17 protein-coding genes and 1 pseudogene are annotated in these 18,984 nt (G+C 71.9%); 11 read left to right on the top strand and 7 right to left on the bottom strand.

What is annotated here, in order from left to right:
• Positions 1-70 precede the first annotated feature (70 nt).
• Positions 71-364, bottom strand: a complete 294-nt coding sequence (locus tag ACIBMZ_RS11650) for a hypothetical protein (RefSeq protein ID WP_396692674.1) — start codon at positions 362-364, stop codon at positions 71-73.
• A 48-nt stretch (positions 365-412) separates the two neighbouring features.
• Complete coding sequence (mca, locus tag ACIBMZ_RS11645) at positions 413-1,297, bottom strand: mycothiol conjugate amidase Mca (RefSeq protein WP_396692672.1); 885 nt, start codon at positions 1,295-1,297, stop codon at positions 413-415.
• 273 nt (positions 1,298-1,570) lie between these two features.
• Between mca and ACIBMZ_RS11640 the strand changes: the two genes are divergently transcribed.
• On the top strand, positions 1,571-2,005 hold the full coding sequence (locus ACIBMZ_RS11640; RefSeq protein WP_396692670.1) for a DUF4307 domain-containing protein: 435 nt from the start codon (positions 1,571-1,573) through the stop codon (positions 2,003-2,005).
• 168 nt (positions 2,006-2,173) lie between these two features.
• Entirely contained in the window at positions 2,174-2,671 is a 498-nt protein-coding gene (gene greA / locus ACIBMZ_RS11635; protein ID WP_131053387.1) for a transcription elongation factor GreA, read from the top strand.
• A 70-nt stretch (positions 2,672-2,741) separates the two neighbouring features.
• Here the strand turns inward: greA and ilvA are convergent, their stop codons facing one another.
• The 3 genes from ilvA to ACIBMZ_RS11620 form a co-directional block, all read right to left on the bottom strand.
• Entirely contained in the window at positions 2,742-3,962 is a 1,221-nt protein-coding gene (gene ilvA, locus ACIBMZ_RS11630; RefSeq protein WP_396692668.1) for a threonine ammonia-lyase, read from the bottom strand.
• A gap of 133 nt (positions 3,963-4,095) precedes the next feature.
• Positions 4,096-5,505 (bottom strand): amidase, encoded by a 1,410-nt coding sequence (locus ACIBMZ_RS11625; RefSeq protein WP_396692666.1) that lies wholly within the window; start codon positions 5,503-5,505, stop codon positions 4,096-4,098.
• A gap of 16 nt (positions 5,506-5,521) precedes the next feature.
• Positions 5,522-6,664 carry a cystathionine gamma-synthase gene (locus tag ACIBMZ_RS11620; RefSeq protein WP_396692664.1) on the bottom strand — a complete coding sequence of 381 codons (1,143 nt, stop codon included), beginning with the start codon at positions 6,662-6,664 and terminating at the stop codon, positions 5,522-5,524.
• A gap of 185 nt (positions 6,665-6,849) precedes the next feature.
• Here ACIBMZ_RS11620 and ACIBMZ_RS11615 point away from each other — a divergent pair.
• From ACIBMZ_RS11615 to ACIBMZ_RS11585, 7 genes and pseudogenes are all read left to right on the top strand, one after another.
• Positions 6,850-7,271, top strand: a pseudogene (locus ACIBMZ_RS11615) (HIT family protein).
• 73 nt (positions 7,272-7,344) lie between these two features.
• Positions 7,345-8,007, top strand: a complete 663-nt coding sequence (msrA, locus tag ACIBMZ_RS11610) for a peptide-methionine (S)-S-oxide reductase MsrA (protein WP_396692662.1) — start codon at positions 7,345-7,347, stop codon at positions 8,005-8,007.
• Positions 8,008-8,258: 251 nt separating this feature from the next.
• Entirely contained in the window at positions 8,259-10,043 is a 1,785-nt protein-coding gene (locus ACIBMZ_RS11605) for an N-acetylglutaminylglutamine amidotransferase (protein ID WP_396692660.1), read from the top strand.
• A gap of 2 nt (positions 10,044-10,045) precedes the next feature.
• Positions 10,046-11,941: an N-acetylglutaminylglutamine synthetase gene (gene ngg, locus ACIBMZ_RS11600; RefSeq protein ID WP_396692658.1), complete on the top strand. Its 1,896-nt coding sequence runs from the start codon at positions 10,046-10,048 to the stop codon at positions 11,939-11,941.
• Positions 11,938-13,128: an osmoprotectant NAGGN system M42 family peptidase gene (locus tag ACIBMZ_RS11595; protein WP_396692657.1), complete on the top strand. Its 1,191-nt coding sequence runs from the start codon at positions 11,938-11,940 to the stop codon at positions 13,126-13,128. Before ngg ends, ACIBMZ_RS11595 begins: the two co-directional genes overlap by 4 nt.
• Before the next feature lie 336 nt (positions 13,129-13,464).
• The gene (locus tag ACIBMZ_RS11590) at positions 13,465-14,394 is read left to right on the top strand and encodes a ribonuclease Z (protein WP_396692655.1); all 930 of its coding nucleotides are present in this window, start codon (positions 13,465-13,467) and stop codon (positions 14,392-14,394) included.
• The gene (locus ACIBMZ_RS11585) at positions 14,391-14,900 is read left to right on the top strand and encodes a GNAT family N-acetyltransferase (protein ID WP_396692653.1); all 510 of its coding nucleotides are present in this window, start codon (positions 14,391-14,393) and stop codon (positions 14,898-14,900) included. Before ACIBMZ_RS11590 ends, ACIBMZ_RS11585 begins: the two co-directional genes overlap by 4 nt.
• A 171-nt stretch (positions 14,901-15,071) precedes the next feature.
• Here ACIBMZ_RS11585 and ACIBMZ_RS11580 read toward each other — a convergent pair whose 3' ends face one another.
• Both ACIBMZ_RS11580 and ACIBMZ_RS11575 read right to left on the bottom strand, forming a co-directional pair.
• The gene (locus ACIBMZ_RS11580; protein WP_396692651.1) at positions 15,072-16,442 is read right to left on the bottom strand and encodes a cystathionine beta-synthase; all 1,371 of its coding nucleotides are present in this window, start codon (positions 16,440-16,442) and stop codon (positions 15,072-15,074) included.
• An 82-nt stretch (positions 16,443-16,524) separates the two neighbouring features.
• Positions 16,525-16,881, bottom strand: a complete 357-nt coding sequence (locus ACIBMZ_RS11575) for a YkvA family protein (protein WP_396692649.1) — start codon at positions 16,879-16,881, stop codon at positions 16,525-16,527.
• Positions 16,882-17,043: 162 nt separating this feature from the next.
• Here ACIBMZ_RS11575 and ACIBMZ_RS11570 point away from each other — a divergent pair, with 162 nt between their 5' ends.
• Both ACIBMZ_RS11570 and ACIBMZ_RS11565 read left to right on the top strand, forming a co-directional pair.
• A complete protein-coding gene (locus ACIBMZ_RS11570; RefSeq protein WP_396692647.1) occupies positions 17,044-18,096 on the top strand; it encodes an SGNH/GDSL hydrolase family protein in 1,053 nt (350 codons plus the stop codon).
• A gap of 61 nt (positions 18,097-18,157) precedes the next feature.
• Positions 18,158-18,949, top strand: coding sequence for an SGNH/GDSL hydrolase family protein (locus tag ACIBMZ_RS11565; RefSeq protein ID WP_396692645.1), 792 nt, complete (start codon positions 18,158-18,160; stop codon positions 18,947-18,949).
• The last annotated feature ends 35 nt before the right edge of the window (positions 18,950-18,984 follow it).

The raw sequence follows: 18,984 nt of genomic DNA, 5'->3' as shown, positions 1-18,984 counted from the left end.
GGAAGGCTAAGCCAAACCGGATGGTCGCAACAGGGGGCGACCATCCGGTTCGGCGTGAATCATGCCCCGATCAGCCGTCGCGACGCTGCTGGCGCCGGTTGGGAGCGTGACCGGATGAATCCAGCATCACGTTCTCATCTGTCGGATCACCGACCGTTCGCTGCGCGATGTCCGACTCGGCGGCGGGCTCCTGACCGGGGAAATGATCGGGCAACCGGCGCAGCCGGGCGTTCATGTTCCGGATCAGCAGCACGGTGGCGGTGCCCAGGACGAGGATGAGGAACAGGCCCATCGGACCGGCCAGGCCCCCCGTGCGGGTGTCCCCGAAATTGTTCTGGGCGAGCACCTGAGCAGCGGTCAACATGGGATTCCTCCGAAGTGCGATGTCCGACCAGGGTAGCCCGGGGCCGGATCAGCGGGCATGGGCCGTCTCCCGGATGCCCGCGAACAGGTCCGACTCGGGCAGCGGAGAATCGACAAGCGAGCGCACGAGCTGGAAGTCCTCCGTCGGCCAGGCCCGCTGTTGCAGCTCCATCGGCACCTGGAACCAGAAGCCGTCCGGGTCGACCTGGGTGGCGTGGGCCCGCAACGCGTCGTCCCGGACCGGGAAGTACTCGGCGCACTCGACCCGGGTGGTGATCCGGGGGCCCTTGTCCGGCCGGTCCTCCCAGCGGGTGATCCACTCCGCGTACGGCGACTCGTCGGCGCCGGTGGCCAGGACCGCCTCGTGCAGCGCGAGGATCTTGCCCTTGGAGAAGCCGATGTCGTAGTAGAGCTTGAGCGGCTGCCACGGCTCGCCCAGCTCGGGGTAGCGCTCCGGGTCACCGGCCGCCTCGAAGGCCGCCACGCTGACCTTGTGGCACATGATGTGGTCCGGGTGCGGGTAGCCGCCCTCCTCATCGTACGTGGTGACCACGTGCGGGCGGAACTGCCGCATCAGGCGCACCAGGGGGCCGGCGGCCACCTCGACGTCCTGGAGCGCGAAACAGCCCTCGGGCAGGGGCGGCAGCGGGTCGCCCTCGGGCAGGCCCGAGTCGACGAAGCCCAGCCAGGCCTGCTCGATGCCGAGGATGGCGCGGGCCGCGTCCATCTCCGCCCGGCGGATGTCGGCGATGTTGGCCCACACATCGGGCCGGTCCAGCTTGGGGTTGAGCACACTGCCCCGCTCGCCGCCGGTGCACGTGACGACCAGCACGTCCACCCCCTCGGCGACGTACTTGGCCATGGTCGCGGCGCCCTTGCTCGACTCGTCGTCGGGGTGCGCGTGCACGGCCATGAGCCGGAGTTGTTCTGCCACGGTCGGCGCTCCTCGTCTCTGCCCACCGGCGGGCCACGGGCCACACCGCTGACCTGCCGGAATCCTCCCCCGTCGCGGTCCCGGCCCGTGCTGGCCTGTCATATTTGACCCCAGCAACCAGCAATGCCCGGTCGAGAAGCAGTGCTCCCGATCGAGAAGCAGCACCCCATCGACAGGAGGTGTCGGTGGCGGCAATGCCCGGTCGGACAGGAACGACGGCGCTCTGCCATTCTTGCCGATGGGCCCGACAACGACGCCAGGAGATACCCGCCGGTGACCGAGACGCACGCCACACCTGGATCGACCTCGCCGGTGTTCCCGCCCGGACGGTACGGCCGACGCCGTACGCCGGGCCGCCGCACGCGGCTGCTGACCACGCTGCTGGTGGTCGCCGTGCTGGTGGCGCTCACCGCGGTCTCGTTCCGGCTCTACCGGCAGTACGGCGACCCGGCCTACGACGCCCAGGTGATCACCTACGGCGAGATCACCGACCAACAGGTGGTGGTCGACTTCCGGGTGAACCTACCGGCGGGTGGCTCGGCGGTCTGCGTGTTGCGGGCCCGGGACCACGCCGGGGCCGAGGTGGCCCGGGAGCAGGTGCCGGTGGCAGCCACGGACGGGCAGCGCAGCGTCACCGTCCGACACGCGCTCGCCACCAGCGCCCGCCCCTTCATCGGCGAGGTCGTCCGCTGCCGGCCGGCGGCCTGAACCCGCCGCGACGGCGAGCCCAACCCACCCGGCCTGCGGCGCGAGCGGCACCGGGCCGCCCGGCGCAGACCGGCTCCCCGGCGTGATCACCGACACTCCTTGTCGTACGGCACTGGTAACTTGGAGGTTCACCTGTCAGCCAGCCCGCACAACCGAGGAGGACCGCCTGTGTCCAATGGCAACGAGGCGCCCGCCACCTGGCTGTCCCAGGACGCCTACGACCGCCTGAAGGCCGAACTCGACGAGTTGATCGCCAACCGGCCGGTGATCGCCGCCGAGATCAACGCGCGGCGCGAGGAAGGTGACCTACGCGAGAACGGCGGCTATCACGCCGCCCGTGAGGAGCAGGGCAAGGCCGAGGGGCGCATCCTCTATCTGAAGGAGCTGCTCCGCACGGCCCAGGTCGGCGAGGCGCCGACCGTCGACGCGGTGGCGCCCGGGATGGTCGTGACGATCTACTTCGACGACGACGCCGACGACACAGAGACCTTCCTGCTCGGTTCCCGCGAGATCTCCTCCACCACCGATCTCACCGTCTACAGCCCCGAGTCGGCCCTCGGCCAGGCGATCCTGGGCGGCAAGGCGGGCCAGGCCTGCACCTACACCGCGCCCAGCGGCGCGGACATCAAGGTGACCGTGGTCAGCTTCGAGCCCTTCTCCGGCTGAGCCACCCGCCGCCCCGGCAACGTCCGAGGTCGGCCGTCGTACGAACCCAGAGGCGTGACACCGGGCGGTGTCACGCCTCTGGTGCGATCGAGACCTGGTAGCCGCTGGCCCGCAGAGCGCTGATCAGCGTGTCCGAGTGCTCCACACCCCGGGTCTCCACCGACAGCGCCACCTCGACCTCGCCGAGGCGCAGGTGCGGATTGGCCCGTTGGTGCTCCACGTCCACCACGTTGGCCCGGTGCTCGGCGATCTGCCGCAGCAGCGAGGCGAGCTGTCCGGGCCGGTCCGAGCAGCGGACGGTCACCCGCAGGTAGCGTCCGGCCGCCGCCAGTCCGTGCTCGATGACCCGCAGCATCAACAGCGGGTCGATGTTGCCGCCGGAGAGGACCGCCACCACCGGCGGCTCCACCTCGACCGCCCCGGCCAGCAACGCGGCCACCGCCACCGCACCGGCCGGCTCCACCACCTGCTTGCCGCGCTCCAGCAGCATCAGCAGCGCCCGGGAGATGTCCTCCTCGGTGACGGTGACGATGTCGTCGACGAGCTTGCGGACGTGGGTGAAGGTGACGTCACCGGGGCGACCGACCGCGATGCCGTCGGCGATCGTGGAGAAGGCCGGCAGGCGTACCGGCTCACCGGCCACCAGTGACGGCGGGAAGGCCGCCGCGCCCGCCGCCTGCACCCCGATCACCCGGACGTCGGGGCGCAGCGCCTTGGCGGCCACCGCCATCCCGGAGACCAGCCCGCCGCCACCCACTCCGGTGACGATCGTCCTGACCTCGGGGCACTGCTCCAGGATCTCCAGCGCGACCGTGCCCTGACCGGCGATCACGTCCCGGTGGTCGAACGGGTGGATCAGGATCGCGCCGGTGCGCTCGGCGTACGTCTGCGCCGCCACCAGGGACTCGTCCACCGTGGCGCCGACCAGCTCCACCCGGGCGCCGTACCCCTTGGTGGCCGCCACCTTCGGCAGCGGCGCGTTCACCGGCATGAAGACGGTGGCGTGCGCGCCGACCAGCCCGGCGGCGAGGGCCACCCCCTGCGCGTGGTTGCCGGCGCTGGCCGCCACCACCCCCCGCTCCCGCTCCGGCGCGGAGAGGCGGGAGATCCGCACGTACGCGCCCCGCACCTTGTACGACCCCGCGCGCTGGAAGTTCTCGCACTTGAGCCAGACCGGCCCACCGAGCGCCGCACTCAGCGGGCGAGAGGGTTCCAGCGGGGTGGTGCGGGTGACATCGGCGAGCAGCTCCCGCGCCGCCCGCACGTCGTCCAGGCTGACCAGTTCCGTCATGCCCCGATCGTGCCACCCGGGCCATCTGCCGCCTGGACCGGCGTGGACGCCGACCCTGACGTCCGATCCGGCGGGCACCGCCGCGTCCGACGGGCGTCGGCTGCGGCACGACCGTCCAGCCGGAGCCGCGCGGTCAGGCGCTGGCCGGCGACCCCGTTCCGACGCGGGGGTAGCCGGGGGCGTGCCGGGGCCAGGGGGCCGCCATCTCGAACTGGCCGGCGACGCCGAGCAGCAGCAGTTCCGATCCGGGCGGTCCGATCAGTTGGACGGCCAGCGGCAGGCCGTCCGGGCGACGGCCCACCGGCACCACCAGCGCGGGCAGCCCGGCGATGTTCCACGGTGCCGCGTACGGGGCGTACCGGATGTTGACCAGCATGTTGGCCCGCCAGGACCGGGCCGACCAGCTCGCGGCCGGCGGCGGCGCGCTGGCCAACGCCGGGGTGAGCAGCAGGTCGACCGAGTGGTCGGCGAAGAAGCCGATGGAGCGTTCACGCCAGGCGGCCCGGTCGGCCTCCCGGACGTACCCGCGTCGCCAGGCCCAGTCCCCGAAGGTGACGTGCCGACGGCTGCGGGGTTGCAGGTCGCGGCGGTCGATCCCGGCGGCTCGCACGTCGGCGGCAGCGGCGGCGAACCAGGTGGCGATGCCCTGCAGACCGAGGGCGGTCGGATAGACCGGGTCGGCCGGGACGGCGTCGTGCCCGGCCGCCGCGAGCAGTCGACCGGCGGCGGCGACCGCGTCGCGGTTGGGTGCGTCCGGCGAGACCCCGCGCACCGGGGACCGCAGCGACACCCCGACCCGCAGCCGCTGCGGCGGGACCAGCTTCTCCTGGGCCCGGCCGGCGAGCACCTGGAAGCCCACCGCCGCGTCGGCGACCGTGGTGGCCAGCATGCCGTGCTCGGTCAGCCCGAACCAGTCCTCCGCGCCGAGTTGGCAGGGCACCACGCCCCGGCCGGGCTTCAGGCCGACGAGTCCACAACAGGCCGCCGGGATGCGGATCGAACCGAGACCGTCGTTGCCGTGGGCGATCGGCACCAGCCCGGCGGCGACCGCCGCCGCCGCGCCACCCGACGAGCCGCCCGGAGTACGTCCCAGGTCCCAGGGGTTGCGGGTGACCGCGGTGCCGTCGTCGGTGACCCCCCACAGACCCAGCTCGGGCATCCGGGTGACGCCGAGGATCACCGCGCCCGCGCCACGCAGCCGGCGGACCACCTCGTGGTCGGCCTCGGCCACCGGGGTACGCACCGCGGCCGAACCGTTCCAGGTGGGCACCCCCGCCACCGGGGTGTTCTCCTTGACCGCCACCGGCACCCCGGCCAGCGGCAGGTTGCCCAGGTCCTCCTGCTCGTCGACCTTCTCCGCCTCGGTGACCGCCTCCCCGCCGCGGACCGTGCGGAACGCGGCGAGGTCGGCGTCGGCCTTCGCGACGTGGTCGAGATGGTCGGCCAGGACCTGGGTGGCGGAGACGTCGCCCCGCCGTACGCCCCGGGCGATCTGTTTGGCGGTCGCCCCGACCCAGGTCGGCATGATGTCCTGCACGGCCACCCTCCCCAGCCAGCGGTCAGCCCAGCGCCTGCTCCAGATCGCCGAGCAGGTCTTCGACCGTCTCGATGCCGACAGACAGTCGCACGAGATCGGAGGGAACTTCAAGCGGCGAGCCGGCAGCGCTGGCGTGTGTCATCCGACCCGGGTGTTCGATCAGGGATTCCACCCCGCCGAGGGACTCCGCGAGCACGAAGAGTCGGGCCCGGTTGCAGATCTCGACGGCGTGCTCCTCACCCCCGGCCGCCCGGAACGAGATCATGCCTCCGAACCGGCGCATCTGCTTGGCGGCCACCTCGTGACCGGGGTGCGACGGCAGGCCCGGGTAGAGGACCTCGGCCACCTTGGCGTGCCCGTCCAGGTAGCCGACGATCCGCTCGGCGTTGTCGCAGTGCCGGTCCATCCGTACCCCGAGGGTCTTGATGCCGCGCAGCGTCAGCCAGGCGTCGAACGGGCCGTTGACCGCGCCCATCGCGTTCTGGTGGTAGCGCAGTTCCTCACCGAGCCCGGCGTCGGCCGCGATCAACGCCCCACCGACCACGTCGGAGTGTCCGCCGACGTACTTCGTGGTGGAGTGCACGACCACGTCCGCGCCGAGGGCGATCGGCTGTTGCAGGTACGGCGAGGCGAACGTGTTGTCCACCACCAGCAGCGCCCCGGCGTCGTGGGCGACGGCGGCCAGGGTGGCGATGTCGGCGATGCCGAGCAGCGGGTTGGTCGGCGTCTCCAACCAGACCACCTTCGTGGCGCCGGGCCGGATCGCGGCCCGGACCGAGTCCGGGTCGGAGACCTTCGCCGGGGTGTACGTCAGTCCCCACCGCTGCGCCACCTTGGCGAACAGCCGGTACGTGCCGCCGTACGCGTCGTCCGGGATCACCACGTGGTCACCGGGACCGCAGACGGTCCGCAGCAGCGTGTCCTCGGCGGCCAGGCCGCTGGCGAAGGCGAGACCGACCGGCCCGCCCTCCAGCGCGGCCAGGCACTCCTGGAGCGCGTCCCGGGTGGGGTTGCCGGAACGGCTGTACTCGTATCCGAGCCGGGGCGCACCGACGGCGTCCTGGGCGTAGGTGCTGGTCTGATATATCGGTGGGATCACCGCGCCGGTGCGGGCCTCCGGGTCCTGGCCGGCGTGAATCGCGAGCGTCTCGAAGCCGTGGGTCATGACGCAGACGTTAGTCCTCCCCCTCGTCCCAGCGTGTGGAACCCGATCGTGGCCCGGTCACTCGGTGGATTCGGGGTGTCCAGGTCCGGCCGCGACGATCCAGGGTCTTCCCTCCGACCTCGCGATGCGACAGCCCGCCGCGTCGCGCCGAGCGGGACACGTGGGTACGGCCATAATCTGAGCCGATGGCGGGATGTGTGTTCTGCGGGATCGTGGCGGGCGAGGTGCCGGCGTTCCGGGTGGTCGACACCGACGATGGTGTGGCGTTCCTGGACACCCGTCCGGTGTTCAAGGGGCACGTGCTGGTGGTGCCCCGCACCCACCTGGTCACTCTCGCCGACCTGCCGCCGGAGTCGCTCGCCGGCTACTTCGGGCTGGTCCGGCGGCTCGCCGTCGCGGTGGAGAGCGGTCTGGGCGCGGGCGGCACGTTCGTGGCCATGAACAACAAGGTGTCCCAGTCGGTACCCCACCTGCACACCCACGTGTGCCCCGGACCAAGGGCGACGGCCTGCGGGGCTTCTTCTGGCCGCGTACCCGCTACGCCGACGACGCCGAGGCGACCGCGTACGCCGAGCGTGTGCGGCACGCCCTGGCGGACAGCGCCTGAGCGCGCGCGGGGCGGGTAAGGAAGTGGGGTCCGCCGGTGTTGCACGCGGGGAAGGTACGAAAGGAGTTCCACCGTGTTCCTCCGCAGCATGAAGGCCGAGATGATCTCCCCTGACCGGGCCCTGCCCGGCCGCCCGATCGCGATGCCGGTCGCCGACCGGCACGAGGTGCTCGGGACCCCGCTCAAGGGGCCGTTCCCCGAGGGCTCCCAGGTCGCCGTGTTCGGCATGGGGTGTTTCTGGGGTGCCGAGAGGTTGTTCTGGACCCTTCCGGGCGTCTACACCACCTCCGTCGGATACGCGGGTGGTTACACCCCGAATCCGACCTACGAGGAGGTCTGCTCCGGCGGGACGGGGCACGCCGAGGTGGTCCAGGTCGTCTACGACCCCGCCACGATCAGCTACGAGGACCTGCTCAAGGTCTTCTGGGAGAACCACGACCCGACCCAGGGCATGCGCCAGGGCAACGACGTCGGCACGCAGTACCGCTCGACGATCTACACCACCACCGACGAGCAGTACGCCACCGCCGAGGCGTCCCGGGAGGCGTTCGCGCCGATCGTGGCCCGGGCGGGCAAGGGCGAGATCACCACGGAGATCAGCCGCCTCGGCGACTACTTCCTCGCCGAGGACTATCACCAGCAGTACCTGGCACCGACCAAGAACCCGAACGGCTACTGCAACCACGGCCCGAACGGGCTGAGCTGCCCGGTCGGCGTGGCACGCACCACCGGCTGACCCGCTCGCGACCGGCTCGCCCGACGGGCGGGCCGGTACGCACCGGGCGCGATGATCCAAATTGCGGCGCTCGTCACAGCCCGACAGGCGGGGCAAGTCGGGAAAGTCCCCGCAGCCGGGCATCTTTCACCCGCCCTCGCTGGCAGATGTCGCGCGGCTGATCGTGCGGGCGCGGATTCTAGCAATGCTGTTACACGACCGTCATGGTCTCAACAGGCGAATCGCAACAACCTCTGGCAGCATTGGCTCGCATGTGCGGACTAGCTGGGGAGTTCCGACGGGACGCGTCGCGTGCCGACGTCGGGACGGTGGAGCGAATGGCCGCAACGATGTGCGACCGGGGGCCTGACGGTGGCGGTGTGTGGGCCCAGGGACCGGTCGCCCTCGGCCATCGGCGTCTGAAGATCATCGACTTGTCGGCCGCCAGCGGCCAGCCCATCGTCGACTCGGCCGCCGGCCTGACCGGCGTCTTCAACGGCTGCATCTACAACTACCGCGAGTTGCGCGCCGAGCTGGCGGCCAAGGGCCACCACTTCTTCTCCAGCGGTGACAGCGAGGTCGTCATCAAGGCGTACGCCGAGTGGGGGCTCGACTTCGTCGACCACCTGATCGGCATGTTCGCCGTGGCGATCACCGAACGGGACACCGGCCGCCTGGTGCTGGCCCGGGACCGGCTCGGCATCAAGCCGCTCTACCTCGCCGAGTCGCCCGGTGTGGTGCGCTTCGCCAGCACCCTGCCCGCCCTGGTCGCGGGTGGCGGCGTGGACACCGCCATCGACCCGGTGGCGCTCGCCCACTACCTCAGCTTCCACAGCATCGTGCCGCCGCCGCGCACCATCCTGCGCGGCGTCACCAAGCTGCCCCCGGCCACCGTCCGGGTCTACGAGCCCGACGGCGCCACCCACGAGCGCGTCTACTGGGACCCGTCCTTCCTCCGCCGGGAGGAGTACTCCGGCTGGTCGGAGAAGGACTGGCAGGACGCGCTGCTGGAGTCGCTGACCACCGCCGTACGGCGACGCATGGTCGCCGACGTGCCGGTGGGCGTGCTGCTCTCCGGCGGCCTGGACTCCAGCCTGGTGGTCGCCCTGCTGGCCGGTGAGGGGCAGCGCGGTCTCTCCACCTTCTCGATCGGCTTCGACGCGGTCGGCGGCCGGGAGGGCGACGAGTTCCGCTACTCCGACGTGGTCGCCAAGACCTTCGACACCGACCACCACCAGCTCCGGATCGCCGCCCAGGACCTGGTGCCGCCGCTGGAGGCCGCCGTGGCCGCCATGAGCGAGCCGATGGTCAGCCACGACTGCGTCGCGTTCTACCTGCTCAGCCAGGAGGTCTCCCGGCACGTCAAGGTGGTCCAGTCCGGTCAGGGCGCCGACGAGATCCTGGGCGGCTACCACTGGTACCCGCCGCTGGCCGAGGTCGGCCGCGAGCAGGCCCTCGACACGTACGCGCGGGCCTTCTTCGACCGCGACGCGAGCGGCCTGGCCCGGGTCCTCAACCGGGAGTGGCTCACCGACGCCGACCCGGCGCGGGAGTTCGTCGCCGCGCACCTGGCGCGGCCCGGCGCGCAGACCGCCGTCGACGCCGGCCTGCGCCTGGACACGCAGATCATGCTCACCGACGACCCGGTCAAGCGGGTCGACAACATGACCATGGCGCACGGGCTGGAGGCCCGGGTGCCCTTCCTGGACCACGAGTTCGTCGAACTGGCCGCCGCCTGCCCGCCGGAGCTGAAACTGGCTCAGGGCGGCAAGGGGGTGCTCAAGGAGATCGGCCGCCGGGTGCTGCCACACGAGGTCATCGACCGGCCGAAGGGCTACTTCCCGGTCCCCGGCCTCACCCACCTGGAGGGCAAGCTCCTCGACCGGGTACGGGACGCGCTCTCCGCGCCCGAGGCCCGCCGCCGCGACCTGTTCCGCACCGATTACGTCAACGCCCTGCTCGACGCGCCCAACGCCGAACTGACCCCGTTGAACGGAAACAAGCTGTGGCAACTCGGACTCCTGGAAATGTGGCTCCAGAGCCACGGAATCGACTGACCGTGACCGACACCCTGGCGACAGGGGTGGCCCGGACCGACCGAGGTCGAGGCGCGGGACGACGGTACGAGCGGGTCGGGCCGGGCGGTGATCCGATCGCCGCGAACACCGGCGGCGACGCCACCGACGACGACCGTGCCGGCGGCGACGAGGGCGTCATCCTCGACTGCGGGTGGGGGCGGCTGGTCTTCGGCCAGACCTTCACCGACCAGGCCGCCGTCGCCGACGTGCTGCGCTCCGAGGCGGCCGGTGCCCGGGACATCTGCATCTATCTGCGGGACCCGCACGTGCTGGTGTCCCGGCTGCCCGACGAGTTGTTCATCGACCCGTCGCTGACCTTCCGGCTGCCGCTGGGTGGAGCCCGGCCTGGTCCGCGTCGGGCCGACGGCACGACCGAGGAGGCCGGCAACGCCGACACCCCGGCCGCCGTGAACGGGCGCGGCGAGCTTCCCGGGGTCCGCATCCGCCGGCTGCGCGACGCCGCCGACGCGGACGCCGTGAACCGCATCTACGCGGCCAACGGCATGGTCACCGCCCCGGTGGACATCCTCGTCGACAACGCCGCCACGGACCGTTTCCTGCACCTGGTGGCGGAGGCGGCGACCGGCGAGATCGTCGGCACCATCACCGGCGTCGACCACGTGGCGGTCTTCGACGACCCGGACAACGGGGCCAGCCTCTGGTGCCTGACGGTCGACTTCAACCAGGCGCCGCCGGGCACCGGCCAGGCGCTGATCACCGAGCTGGCCACCCGACTGGTGGCCCGGGGCCGGGCGTACGTCGATCTCTCCGTGCTCGCCGAGAACGCCGGGGCGATCCGGCTCTACGAGCGACTCGGCTTCTATCGCACCGCCACGCTCTGCGTGAAGCGGAAGAACCCGATCAACGAGCGGCTGTTCCTGCCGGCCATGCCGACCGGATACGACGAGCTCAACCCGTACGCGAAGATCGTCGCCGACGAGGCGATGCGCCGGGGCATCCGGGTGGAGGTGACCGACGCCGCCTGGGGTGAGCTGCGGCTGACCAGTGGTGGCCGGACCATCCTCACCCGCGAGTCGCTCTCCGAGCTGACCTCGGCGGTGGCGATGAGCCGCTGCGACGACAAGCGGGTCACCCGCCGCATCCTGACCGAGGCCGGCCTGTCGGTGCCGCGCGGGCGGACCGCCACCGGTGACGCCGCCGACGCGGAGTTCCTGGCCGAGGTGGGCCAACTGGTGGTCAAGCCGGCCCGGGGCGAACAGGGCAACGGCATCACCGTCGGGGTACGCACCGAGGAGGCGCTGGCCGCCGCCGTCGAGTTGGCCGCCCGGTTCTGTCCCGAGGTGCTGCTGGAGGAGCTGTGCACCGGTGAGGACCTGCGGGTCGTCGTGATCGACCACGAGGTGGTGGCCGCCGCCGTACGCCGCCCCGCCTCGATCACCGGCGACGGCGTGCACGACATCACCGAGCTGATCGCGCGGCAGAGCCGTCGTCGGGCCGCCGCCACCGGTGGCGAGTCCCGCATCCCGCTCGACGAGATGACCCGGGACGTGGTCGCCGAGGCCGGGTACACGCTCTCCGACGTCCTGCCCGAGGGTCAGGTGCTGGCCGTACGCCGGACCGCGAACCTGCACACCGGGGGCACCATCCACGACGTCACCGGTGAACTGCACCCGCTGATCGCGGAGGCGTGCGTGGCGGCCAGTCGGGCGCTGGACATCCCGGTCACCGGGCTCGACCTGCTGGTTCCCGCTCCGGACCGACCCGAGCACGTCTTCATCGAGGCCAACGAGCGACCGGGGTTGGCCAACCACGAGCCCCAGCCGACCGCCGAACGCTTCGTGGACCTGCTTTTCCCCGGGACTCGGGCACCGCAACGGCTGTGGACGCCGGCCGGTGCGGCACCATCTGGGGCATGACCGTACGCAAGACCACTCCGCTCCCCATCGACCTCGACTACCTGCGTCAGGTGATGGTGGAGTTGTTGGACATCCCGAGCCCGTCGGGACGCACCGACCACGTGCAGCAGTACGTCGGTGAGCGTCTGTCGGCGCTCGGCATCCCGTCGACGCTGACCCGCCGGGGCGCGCTCAGCGCCTGCCTGCCCGGTCCTCGGGAAACCGGGGCGGACCGGGCGATCGTGGTACACACCGACACCATCGGCGGGATGGTCAAGCGGCTGAAGGAGAACGGTCGGCTCGAGCTGAACCCGATCGGTACACACAGCGCGCGGTTCGCCGAGGGCGCCCACGTCCGGGTCTTCACCGACGACCTGGACCGCGTGGTCACCGGTCAGGTGCTGCCGCTCAAGGCCAGCGGGCACCGGTACAACGAGGCGGTGGACGAGCAGGGCATCGGCTGGGAGCAGGTCGAGGTACGCATCGACGAGCCGGTGGAGGACATCGCCGGGCTGCGTGCGCTCGGCATCGACGCCGGGGACTTCGTCGCGTTCCTGCCCAACCCGACGGTCACGCCCAGCGGCTACGTCAAGTCCCGGCACCTGGACGACAAGGCCGGTGTGGCGGCGGTGCTGGCGGCGCTCAAGGCGATGGTCGACGCCGGGGTGAAGCCGGCCGTCACCGCTCACCTGCTGGTCACCGTCACCGAGGAGATCGGTCACGGCGCGTCGCACGGGCTCGACCCGGACGTGGCCGAGATCGTCTCGGTGGACGCCGCCGTCGTCGCCCCCGGGCAGCAGTCCCGGGAGAACGCCGCCACCCTGGCGATGGGCGACGGGGTGGGACCGTTCGACTACCACCTGACCCGGAATCTCGCGGCGATCGCCCGTGAACACGACGTCGACCTGGTCCGCGACGTCTTCGACTACTACCGCTCGGACGTGGCGGCGGCGGTCGAGGCGGGCGCCCACGCCCGGGTGGCCCTGCTCGGCTTCGGCGTCGACGCCACCCACGGGCACGAGCGCACCCACCTGGACGGGCTGCACCACCTGGCCCAGTTGCTCTGCCTCTACCTCCAGAGCGACCTGGTGTTCCCCGAGTGGGACGCCGAGCCGGAGGGCGACCTGGCCGACTTCCCGTCGCTGGCGGTGCAGCCGGCCAGCGCGGACGGCCCCCGCAAGGGTCCGATCGGCATCGCCCAGGAGTGACCGTACGCCCGGCACGGGCCGTGGAGACGGATGTGATCGAAATCCGTTGCCGGTGGGGCCGCCGCTGGATAACGTGGCGGTACACGTGAAAGGAGGTGGTCCAGACTTGTATAGCAATCGGACTCGTGAGGTGGCTGTCCGCTAGCCGCTGTCCTCGACAGTGACCGTCTGTTCCGCAGGCGGGCAGTGACAAGCGTCGAGACCGTGTGGCAGCGGTGCGGCGAATCCACGACAAGCCACCCGACCCCCGGGGTGCCGACTCAGTCCAGTCGGTCCGCGTCCGCGCGGAAACCCCGGGGGTCGCCCTTTGTCCGGGTCCCCTCGCTGGAGGTCGCCGTGTCGATGCGCGAGCTGGTGGTGTTGGGCACGGCCAGTCAGGCCCCGACCCGGGCCCGCAACCACAACGGGTACGTGCTCCGCTGGGACGACGAGGTGATCCTCTTCGACCCGGGCGAGGGCAGCCAGCGGCAACTGCTGCACACCACGGTCACCGCGACCGACCTGACCCGGATCTGCGTCACCCACTTCCACGGCGACCACTGCCTCGGCCTGCCCGGCACCATCCAGCGCCTCTCGCTGGACCGGGTACCGCATCCGGTGGCGGTGCACTTCCCCGCCGAGGGTGCCGAGTACTTCGCCCGACTGCGGCACGCCAGCTCCTTCCACGAGACCGCCGAACTGGCCGTCACGCCCATCGAGGCGGACGGGCAGCGCATCGCGCTGCGCTGCGGCACGCTGGAGGCCCGCCGACTGCGGCACCCCGTCGACACGTACGGGTATCGGCTGGTGGAGCCGGACGGCTGCCGGATGCTGCCGGAGAAGCTGGCCGCGTACGGCGTCGACGGGCCGGCGGTCGGCGAGTTGCAGCGCGTCGGCCGCCTCGACCGGAACGGGCGTCGCGTCACCCGGGAGGAGGTGAGCGTGCCCCGCCCCGGGCAGCGGTTCGCCTTCGTGATGGACACCGGCCTCTGCGACGGGGTGTACGCGCTGGCCGACCAGGCCGACCTGCTGGTGATCGAGTCGACGTTCCTGGAGTCGGAGGCGGCACTCGCCGCCGAGGTCGGGCACCTGACCGCCGGACAGGCCGCGCGGGTGGCGGCCGAGTCGGGGGTACGCCGACTCGTGCTGACCCACTTCTCCCAGCGCTACGCCGACCCGCACCGCTTCGCCGAGGAGGCGCGCCGACACTTCGACGGGGACCTGGTGATCGCCGAGGATCTGACCACGGTTCAGGTGCCGCCCCGGCGGGTACCCTCGGCGGAGTGACTGTCACGCTGCGTGCCGCGACCGCCGAGGACCTGATGGCGGTGGGCGCCCTGCACCAGCGTTCGCGCGTCGCCGCGTACTCGTCGTTCCTGCCGCCGGAGGCGTTGGCCGACCCGACGCCGGAGGCCATGGGTGAATACTGGGCCGAACGATGGATCTGGGAACGCGACAGCCACCGGATGATCCTGGCCATGCGGGGCGACACCCTCGCCGGCTTCAGCTACTCCGGCCCGGACGACGAGGACGACCCGGACACCGGACTCCTGTGCGCGATCCACCTGGCCCCCGCCGAACGCGGCCGGGGCGTCGGTCGCGAACTGATGGTCGACGCCCTGGCCGGCATGCGTACGCGGGGCTGGCGCCGTGCGGCACTCTGGGTGTTGCGCGAGAACGGGCCCGCCCGCCGCTTCTACGAGCGTGGCGGGTGGTCCCCCACCGGAATCGAACGCGTCGAGCTGATCGGCACCACGCAGACCCCCCAACTGCGCTACACCCGCGGGGTGTAAGGAAGGGCACCCTGTTAACGCCGGCGGTAGAGCAGGGGTCCCCTACTGACAACCGGGCTCGCAGCTCCCCGATGTCGACGTCCGGGAGCCGCTCGCGGCGTTAGTAGGGGTCCCCTGCTATGCACGAGGCGTTAACAGGGTGCCCTTCCTTGCACTCAGGTTCCCTATGCCTCAGCGGGCGCCGAGGTGGGCGAGCAGGTCCTGGCGGGTGAGGACGCCCTTGGGCTTGCCGTCGATCAGCACCAGCGCGGCGTCGGACTTCTCCAGCAGGTTCACCGCCTCGCTGACCGGCTGGCCGCCACCGATCATCGGCAGCGCCGGTCCCATGTGCCGCTCGATCGTGTCGTGCAGTTGGGCCTGGCCGGTGAAGAGCGCGTCCAGCAGGTCCTTCTCGGCGATCGAGCCGGCCACCTCGCCGGTCACCACCGGCGGCTCGGCCTTGAGCACCGGGAGCTGTGAGACGCCGTACTCGCGCATGTAGTCGACCGCGTCGCGGACCGTCTCGGTGGGGTGTACATGCACCAGCTCGGGAAGCTGACCGGGCTTGGCGGCCAGCGCCTGCGCCACGGTCGGCTCGGAGCCGGAGTTGTCCAGGAAGCCGTAGCGGGCCATCCAGGCGTCGTTGAAGATCTTGGAAAGGTAGCCCCGACCGCCGTCCGGCAGCAGCACCACGACCACGTCGTCCGGTCCGGCGGCGCGAGCCACCTCCAACGCCGCCACCGCCGCCATCCCGCAGGAGCCGCCGACCAGCAGCCCCTCCTCCCGGGCCAGCCGCCGGGTCATCTCGAAGGACTGCTTGTCCGACACCTCGATGATCTCGTCGGCCACGTCCCGGTCGTAGGTCTCCGGCCAGAAGTCCTCGCCGACGCCCTCGACCAGGTAGGGCCGACCGGTGCCGCCGGAGTAGACCGAACCCTCCGGGTCCGCGCCGATGACCTTGACGGTGCCGCCGGACGCCTCCTTCAGGTAGCGCCCGATGCCGGAGATGGTGCCGCCGGTGCCCACCCCCGCGACGAAGTGCGTGATCCGGCCCTCGGTCTGCTTCCACAGCTCCGGTCCGGTGGTCTCGTAGTGCGAGCGGGGGTTGGCCGGGTTGGCGTACTGGTTGGGCTTCCAGGCGCCGGGGATCTCCCGGGCCAGCCGGTCGGAGACGTTGTAGTACGAGCGGGGGTCCTCGGGCGCGACGGCGGTCGGGCAGACGACCACCTCGGCGCCGTACGCCCGCAGCACGTCCTGCTTGTCCTGGCTGACCTTGTCGGGGCAGACGAACACGCACCGGTAGCCCTTGAGCTGCGCCACCAGGGCCAGCCCGACACCGGTGTTGCCGCTGGTCGGCTCGACGATGGTGCCACCGGGCCGGAGGATGCCGGCGGCCTCGGCGTCCTCGACCATCCGCAGCGCGATCCGGTCCTTGACCGAGCCGCCGGGGTTGAGGTATTCCACCTTCGCCAGCACGGTCGCCTGGATGCCCTCGGCGACGGTACGCAGCCGCACCAGCGGCGTGTTACCGATCATCTCGACGACGTTGTCGTAGTACTGCACCTCGTTGTGCCCTTTCCTGCGGCGCCGGCGCCGGAGGCCGGGCGGGTGACTCGCGTGATTCCCGCGCCCAGGGTACGTCGGGTCAGGGCACCACGTGCCCCGGGATCACGGAGCCGCCGCGCGCCTCCCACTCCAGGAAACGCTCGGTCTCGGCCAGCACCGCCCCGGCCAACCAGGTCACCATGACCGCGTCGTCGATCAGCCCGAACACCGTCAGGAACATCTCCGGTACGGCGTCGATCGGCGAGACGATGTAGGCGGTGGCCGCCGTCATCATGGCCAGTCGCATCCCGCCGTCGTACTGACCGCGAGCGGTGGCCGCGATCATCCTGGGCAACGCCCCGATCCGCGCGCCGAGCGTCGGTCCGCCCCGGGATCCGGCCGTCAGGGCCCGGGCCAGGGCAACGAACGCCGCACCCCGCTTCAACGTCTTAGCCATCGTCGTGCTCCTCTCCACCGTGCAGCGTGACGACCCGGCGCAACCTCCACGATCCGTCACACGACGCTGCGTCGCCAAGTACCCAGATCGGTCGTTTTCCAGGCATCCGCGCAGAGTCCTCGACGACAGCGAGCCGTCGTACCCGCGCGCTAGTGTCGCTTCATGGGGGTGGTTGATTCCGTCGTCTCGGAGCGTCCGCGCTGGCAGCGTACGTGGCGGGTGGCCCGCCTCGCGGCCATCGGCACGGGTGCCACGGTGGCCGCTGCGGCGGCCACCACCGGTGTGCTGTTCGGCCAGGCCCGGCAGGCCCGGCGGACCATTCCGATGGCCGAGGCGCCACCACCGCGCTGCGACGGGGTCTACGGTGCGAAGTTCCCCGGTACCCCGATCACCGTGGTCGTGCTCGGCGACTCCTCGGCCGCCGGCTACGGCGTGCACCGTCGCCGCGAGACGCCCGGTGCGTTGCTGGCGACCGGCCTGTCCCGGCGGCTGCGACGGCCGGTCCGGCTGCACCGCTTCGCCGTGGTCGGGGCCATCTCGGCGGGCCTGCGCTTCCAGGTCGAGGCGGCGCTGGACTGCGATCCCGACGTCGCGGTGATCCTGATCGGCGCCAACGACGTGACCAACCGGACGCCGCCCGCGCTGGCCATCCGGCATCTCGCCGAGGGGGTCCGCGCGTTGCGGGCGGCCGGGGCCGAGGTGATCGTCGGCACCTGTCCCGACCTGGGGGCGATCCGGCCGATCCAGCCGCCGCTGCGGTGGCTGGCCCGCCGGTGGAGTCGGCAGCTCGCCGCCGCCCAGACCGTCGCCGTCGTGTCGGCGGGCGGCTGGACGGTCTCCCTCGGTGACCTGCTCGGTCCCCGGTTCGACGCCGAGCCGGGACGGATGTTCGCCTGGGACCGGTTCCACCCGTCCGCCGAGGGTTACGCGGCGGCCGCGGCGGCGCTGTTGCCCACGGTGGTCTCCGCGCTCTCGGCGGGCGCCGAAAGCGGGCCTTCGCGCACGAGTCCGGAAGGCGTACGGTCATTGCCGAAGGCCGCTCAGGAAGCGGTCCAGCACCCGGGGACGGAGGTCAGCGGAGCGCAGGTCCGCGGCAGCGAGAGCGGGCCGGCCGGTCGGTGGGCACAGCTTCGCCGCCGGGGCTTCTTCGGAGGCGGCACGACACCACAGCCGGCCTCCGCGATCGACTCACCCGCAGTGGAGGGATTCAGATGATCGAGCGGATCAGGCCGCAGCAGGGGCCACGGTGTGTCGGCACGCGCCTGCGAGCGACCCGATGACCGGGCTGTCTCCCGGTGCCCGGGTCGCCCGCACCGCCGCCGTCTCCCTGCTCGCCAGCACGCTCGGCGGAGCCGCCGTCCTGGCCGGACAGGCCGTGGCGGCCCGCAACCGCCGGTACGCCCAGCCGGAGCTGGGGCTCGCGCTCCGGGCCACGGTCGGCCGCAGCGGCGCGCCGGTGCTGCGTCTGGTGCTGCTCGGTGACTCCTCGGCCCTCGGCGTCGGAGTCGACCGTCTGGGCGACACCATCGGCGGTCAACTGGCCGAGTTGCTCGCCGAGGGGACTGCCGGTCGGCAGGTGCACCTGTCCAGCGTCGGCGTCTCCGGTTCCCGCTCGACCGACCTGGCCACGCAGGTGGCGCGGGCGCTGCTCGGCGAACGGCCGGACGTCGCGGTCATCCTGGTCGGTGCGAACGACGTGACCAGCATGCGCCGACCGGCCGACGCCGCCGCGTACCTCGGGGCGGCCGTGCACCGGCTGCGCCAGGCGGGCGTGGAGGTCGTCGTCGGCACCTGCCCGGACCTGGGCGCGGTGCGCGCGATCGCCCCTCCCCTGCGTCAGGTCGTCGGCCTGGTGGGACGTTGGGTCGCGCGGGCACAGACCAGCGCGGTTTTGGACGCCGGTGGCACGGTCGTCGACCTGGCCACCGAGACCGGTCCGGTGTTCCGGGCCGACGCGGGAACGTTCTGCCACGACGGCTACCACCCCTCCGCCGACGGCTACCGGGTGTGGGCGCACGCCCTGCTGCCGGCCGTGGTGGCCGCGGCAGCGGTCAAGCCGCGTCGCTGACCTGGGTCGATCGGTCGGCCCGGTGGGGTGACATT

Source organism: Micromonospora sp. NPDC049900 (assembly GCF_044461025.1).
In the GTDB taxonomy this organism is placed as follows: Bacteria; Actinomycetota; Actinomycetes; order Mycobacteriales; family Micromonosporaceae; genus Micromonospora.
This window is presented reverse-complemented; position numbering and strand designations above follow the sequence as displayed.

Coding starts and splice junctions, on each gene's coding strand:
- ilvA (WP_396692668.1), bottom strand. CDS start 3,962: ATGACGGAACTGGTCAGCCTGGACGACGTGCGGGCGGCGCGGGAGCTG.
- ACIBMZ_RS11650 (WP_396692674.1), bottom strand. CDS start 364: ATGTTGACCGCTGCTCAGGTGCTCGCCCAGAACAATTTCGGGGACACC.
- ACIBMZ_RS11570 (WP_396692647.1), top strand. CDS start 17,044: ATGGGGGTGGTTGATTCCGTCGTCTCGGAGCGTCCGCGCTGGCAGCGT.
- ACIBMZ_RS11605 (WP_396692660.1), top strand. CDS start 8,259: ATGTGCGGACTAGCTGGGGAGTTCCGACGGGACGCGTCGCGTGCCGAC.
- ACIBMZ_RS11575 (WP_396692649.1), bottom strand. CDS start 16,881: ATGGCTAAGACGTTGAAGCGGGGTGCGGCGTTCGTTGCCCTGGCCCGG.
- ACIBMZ_RS11595 (WP_396692657.1), top strand. CDS start 11,938: ATGACCGTACGCAAGACCACTCCGCTCCCCATCGACCTCGACTACCTG.
- ACIBMZ_RS11620 (WP_396692664.1), bottom strand. CDS start 6,664: ATGACCCACGGCTTCGAGACGCTCGCGATTCACGCCGGCCAGGACCCG.
- ACIBMZ_RS11565 (WP_396692645.1), top strand. CDS start 18,158: ATGACCGGGCTGTCTCCCGGTGCCCGGGTCGCCCGCACCGCCGCCGTC.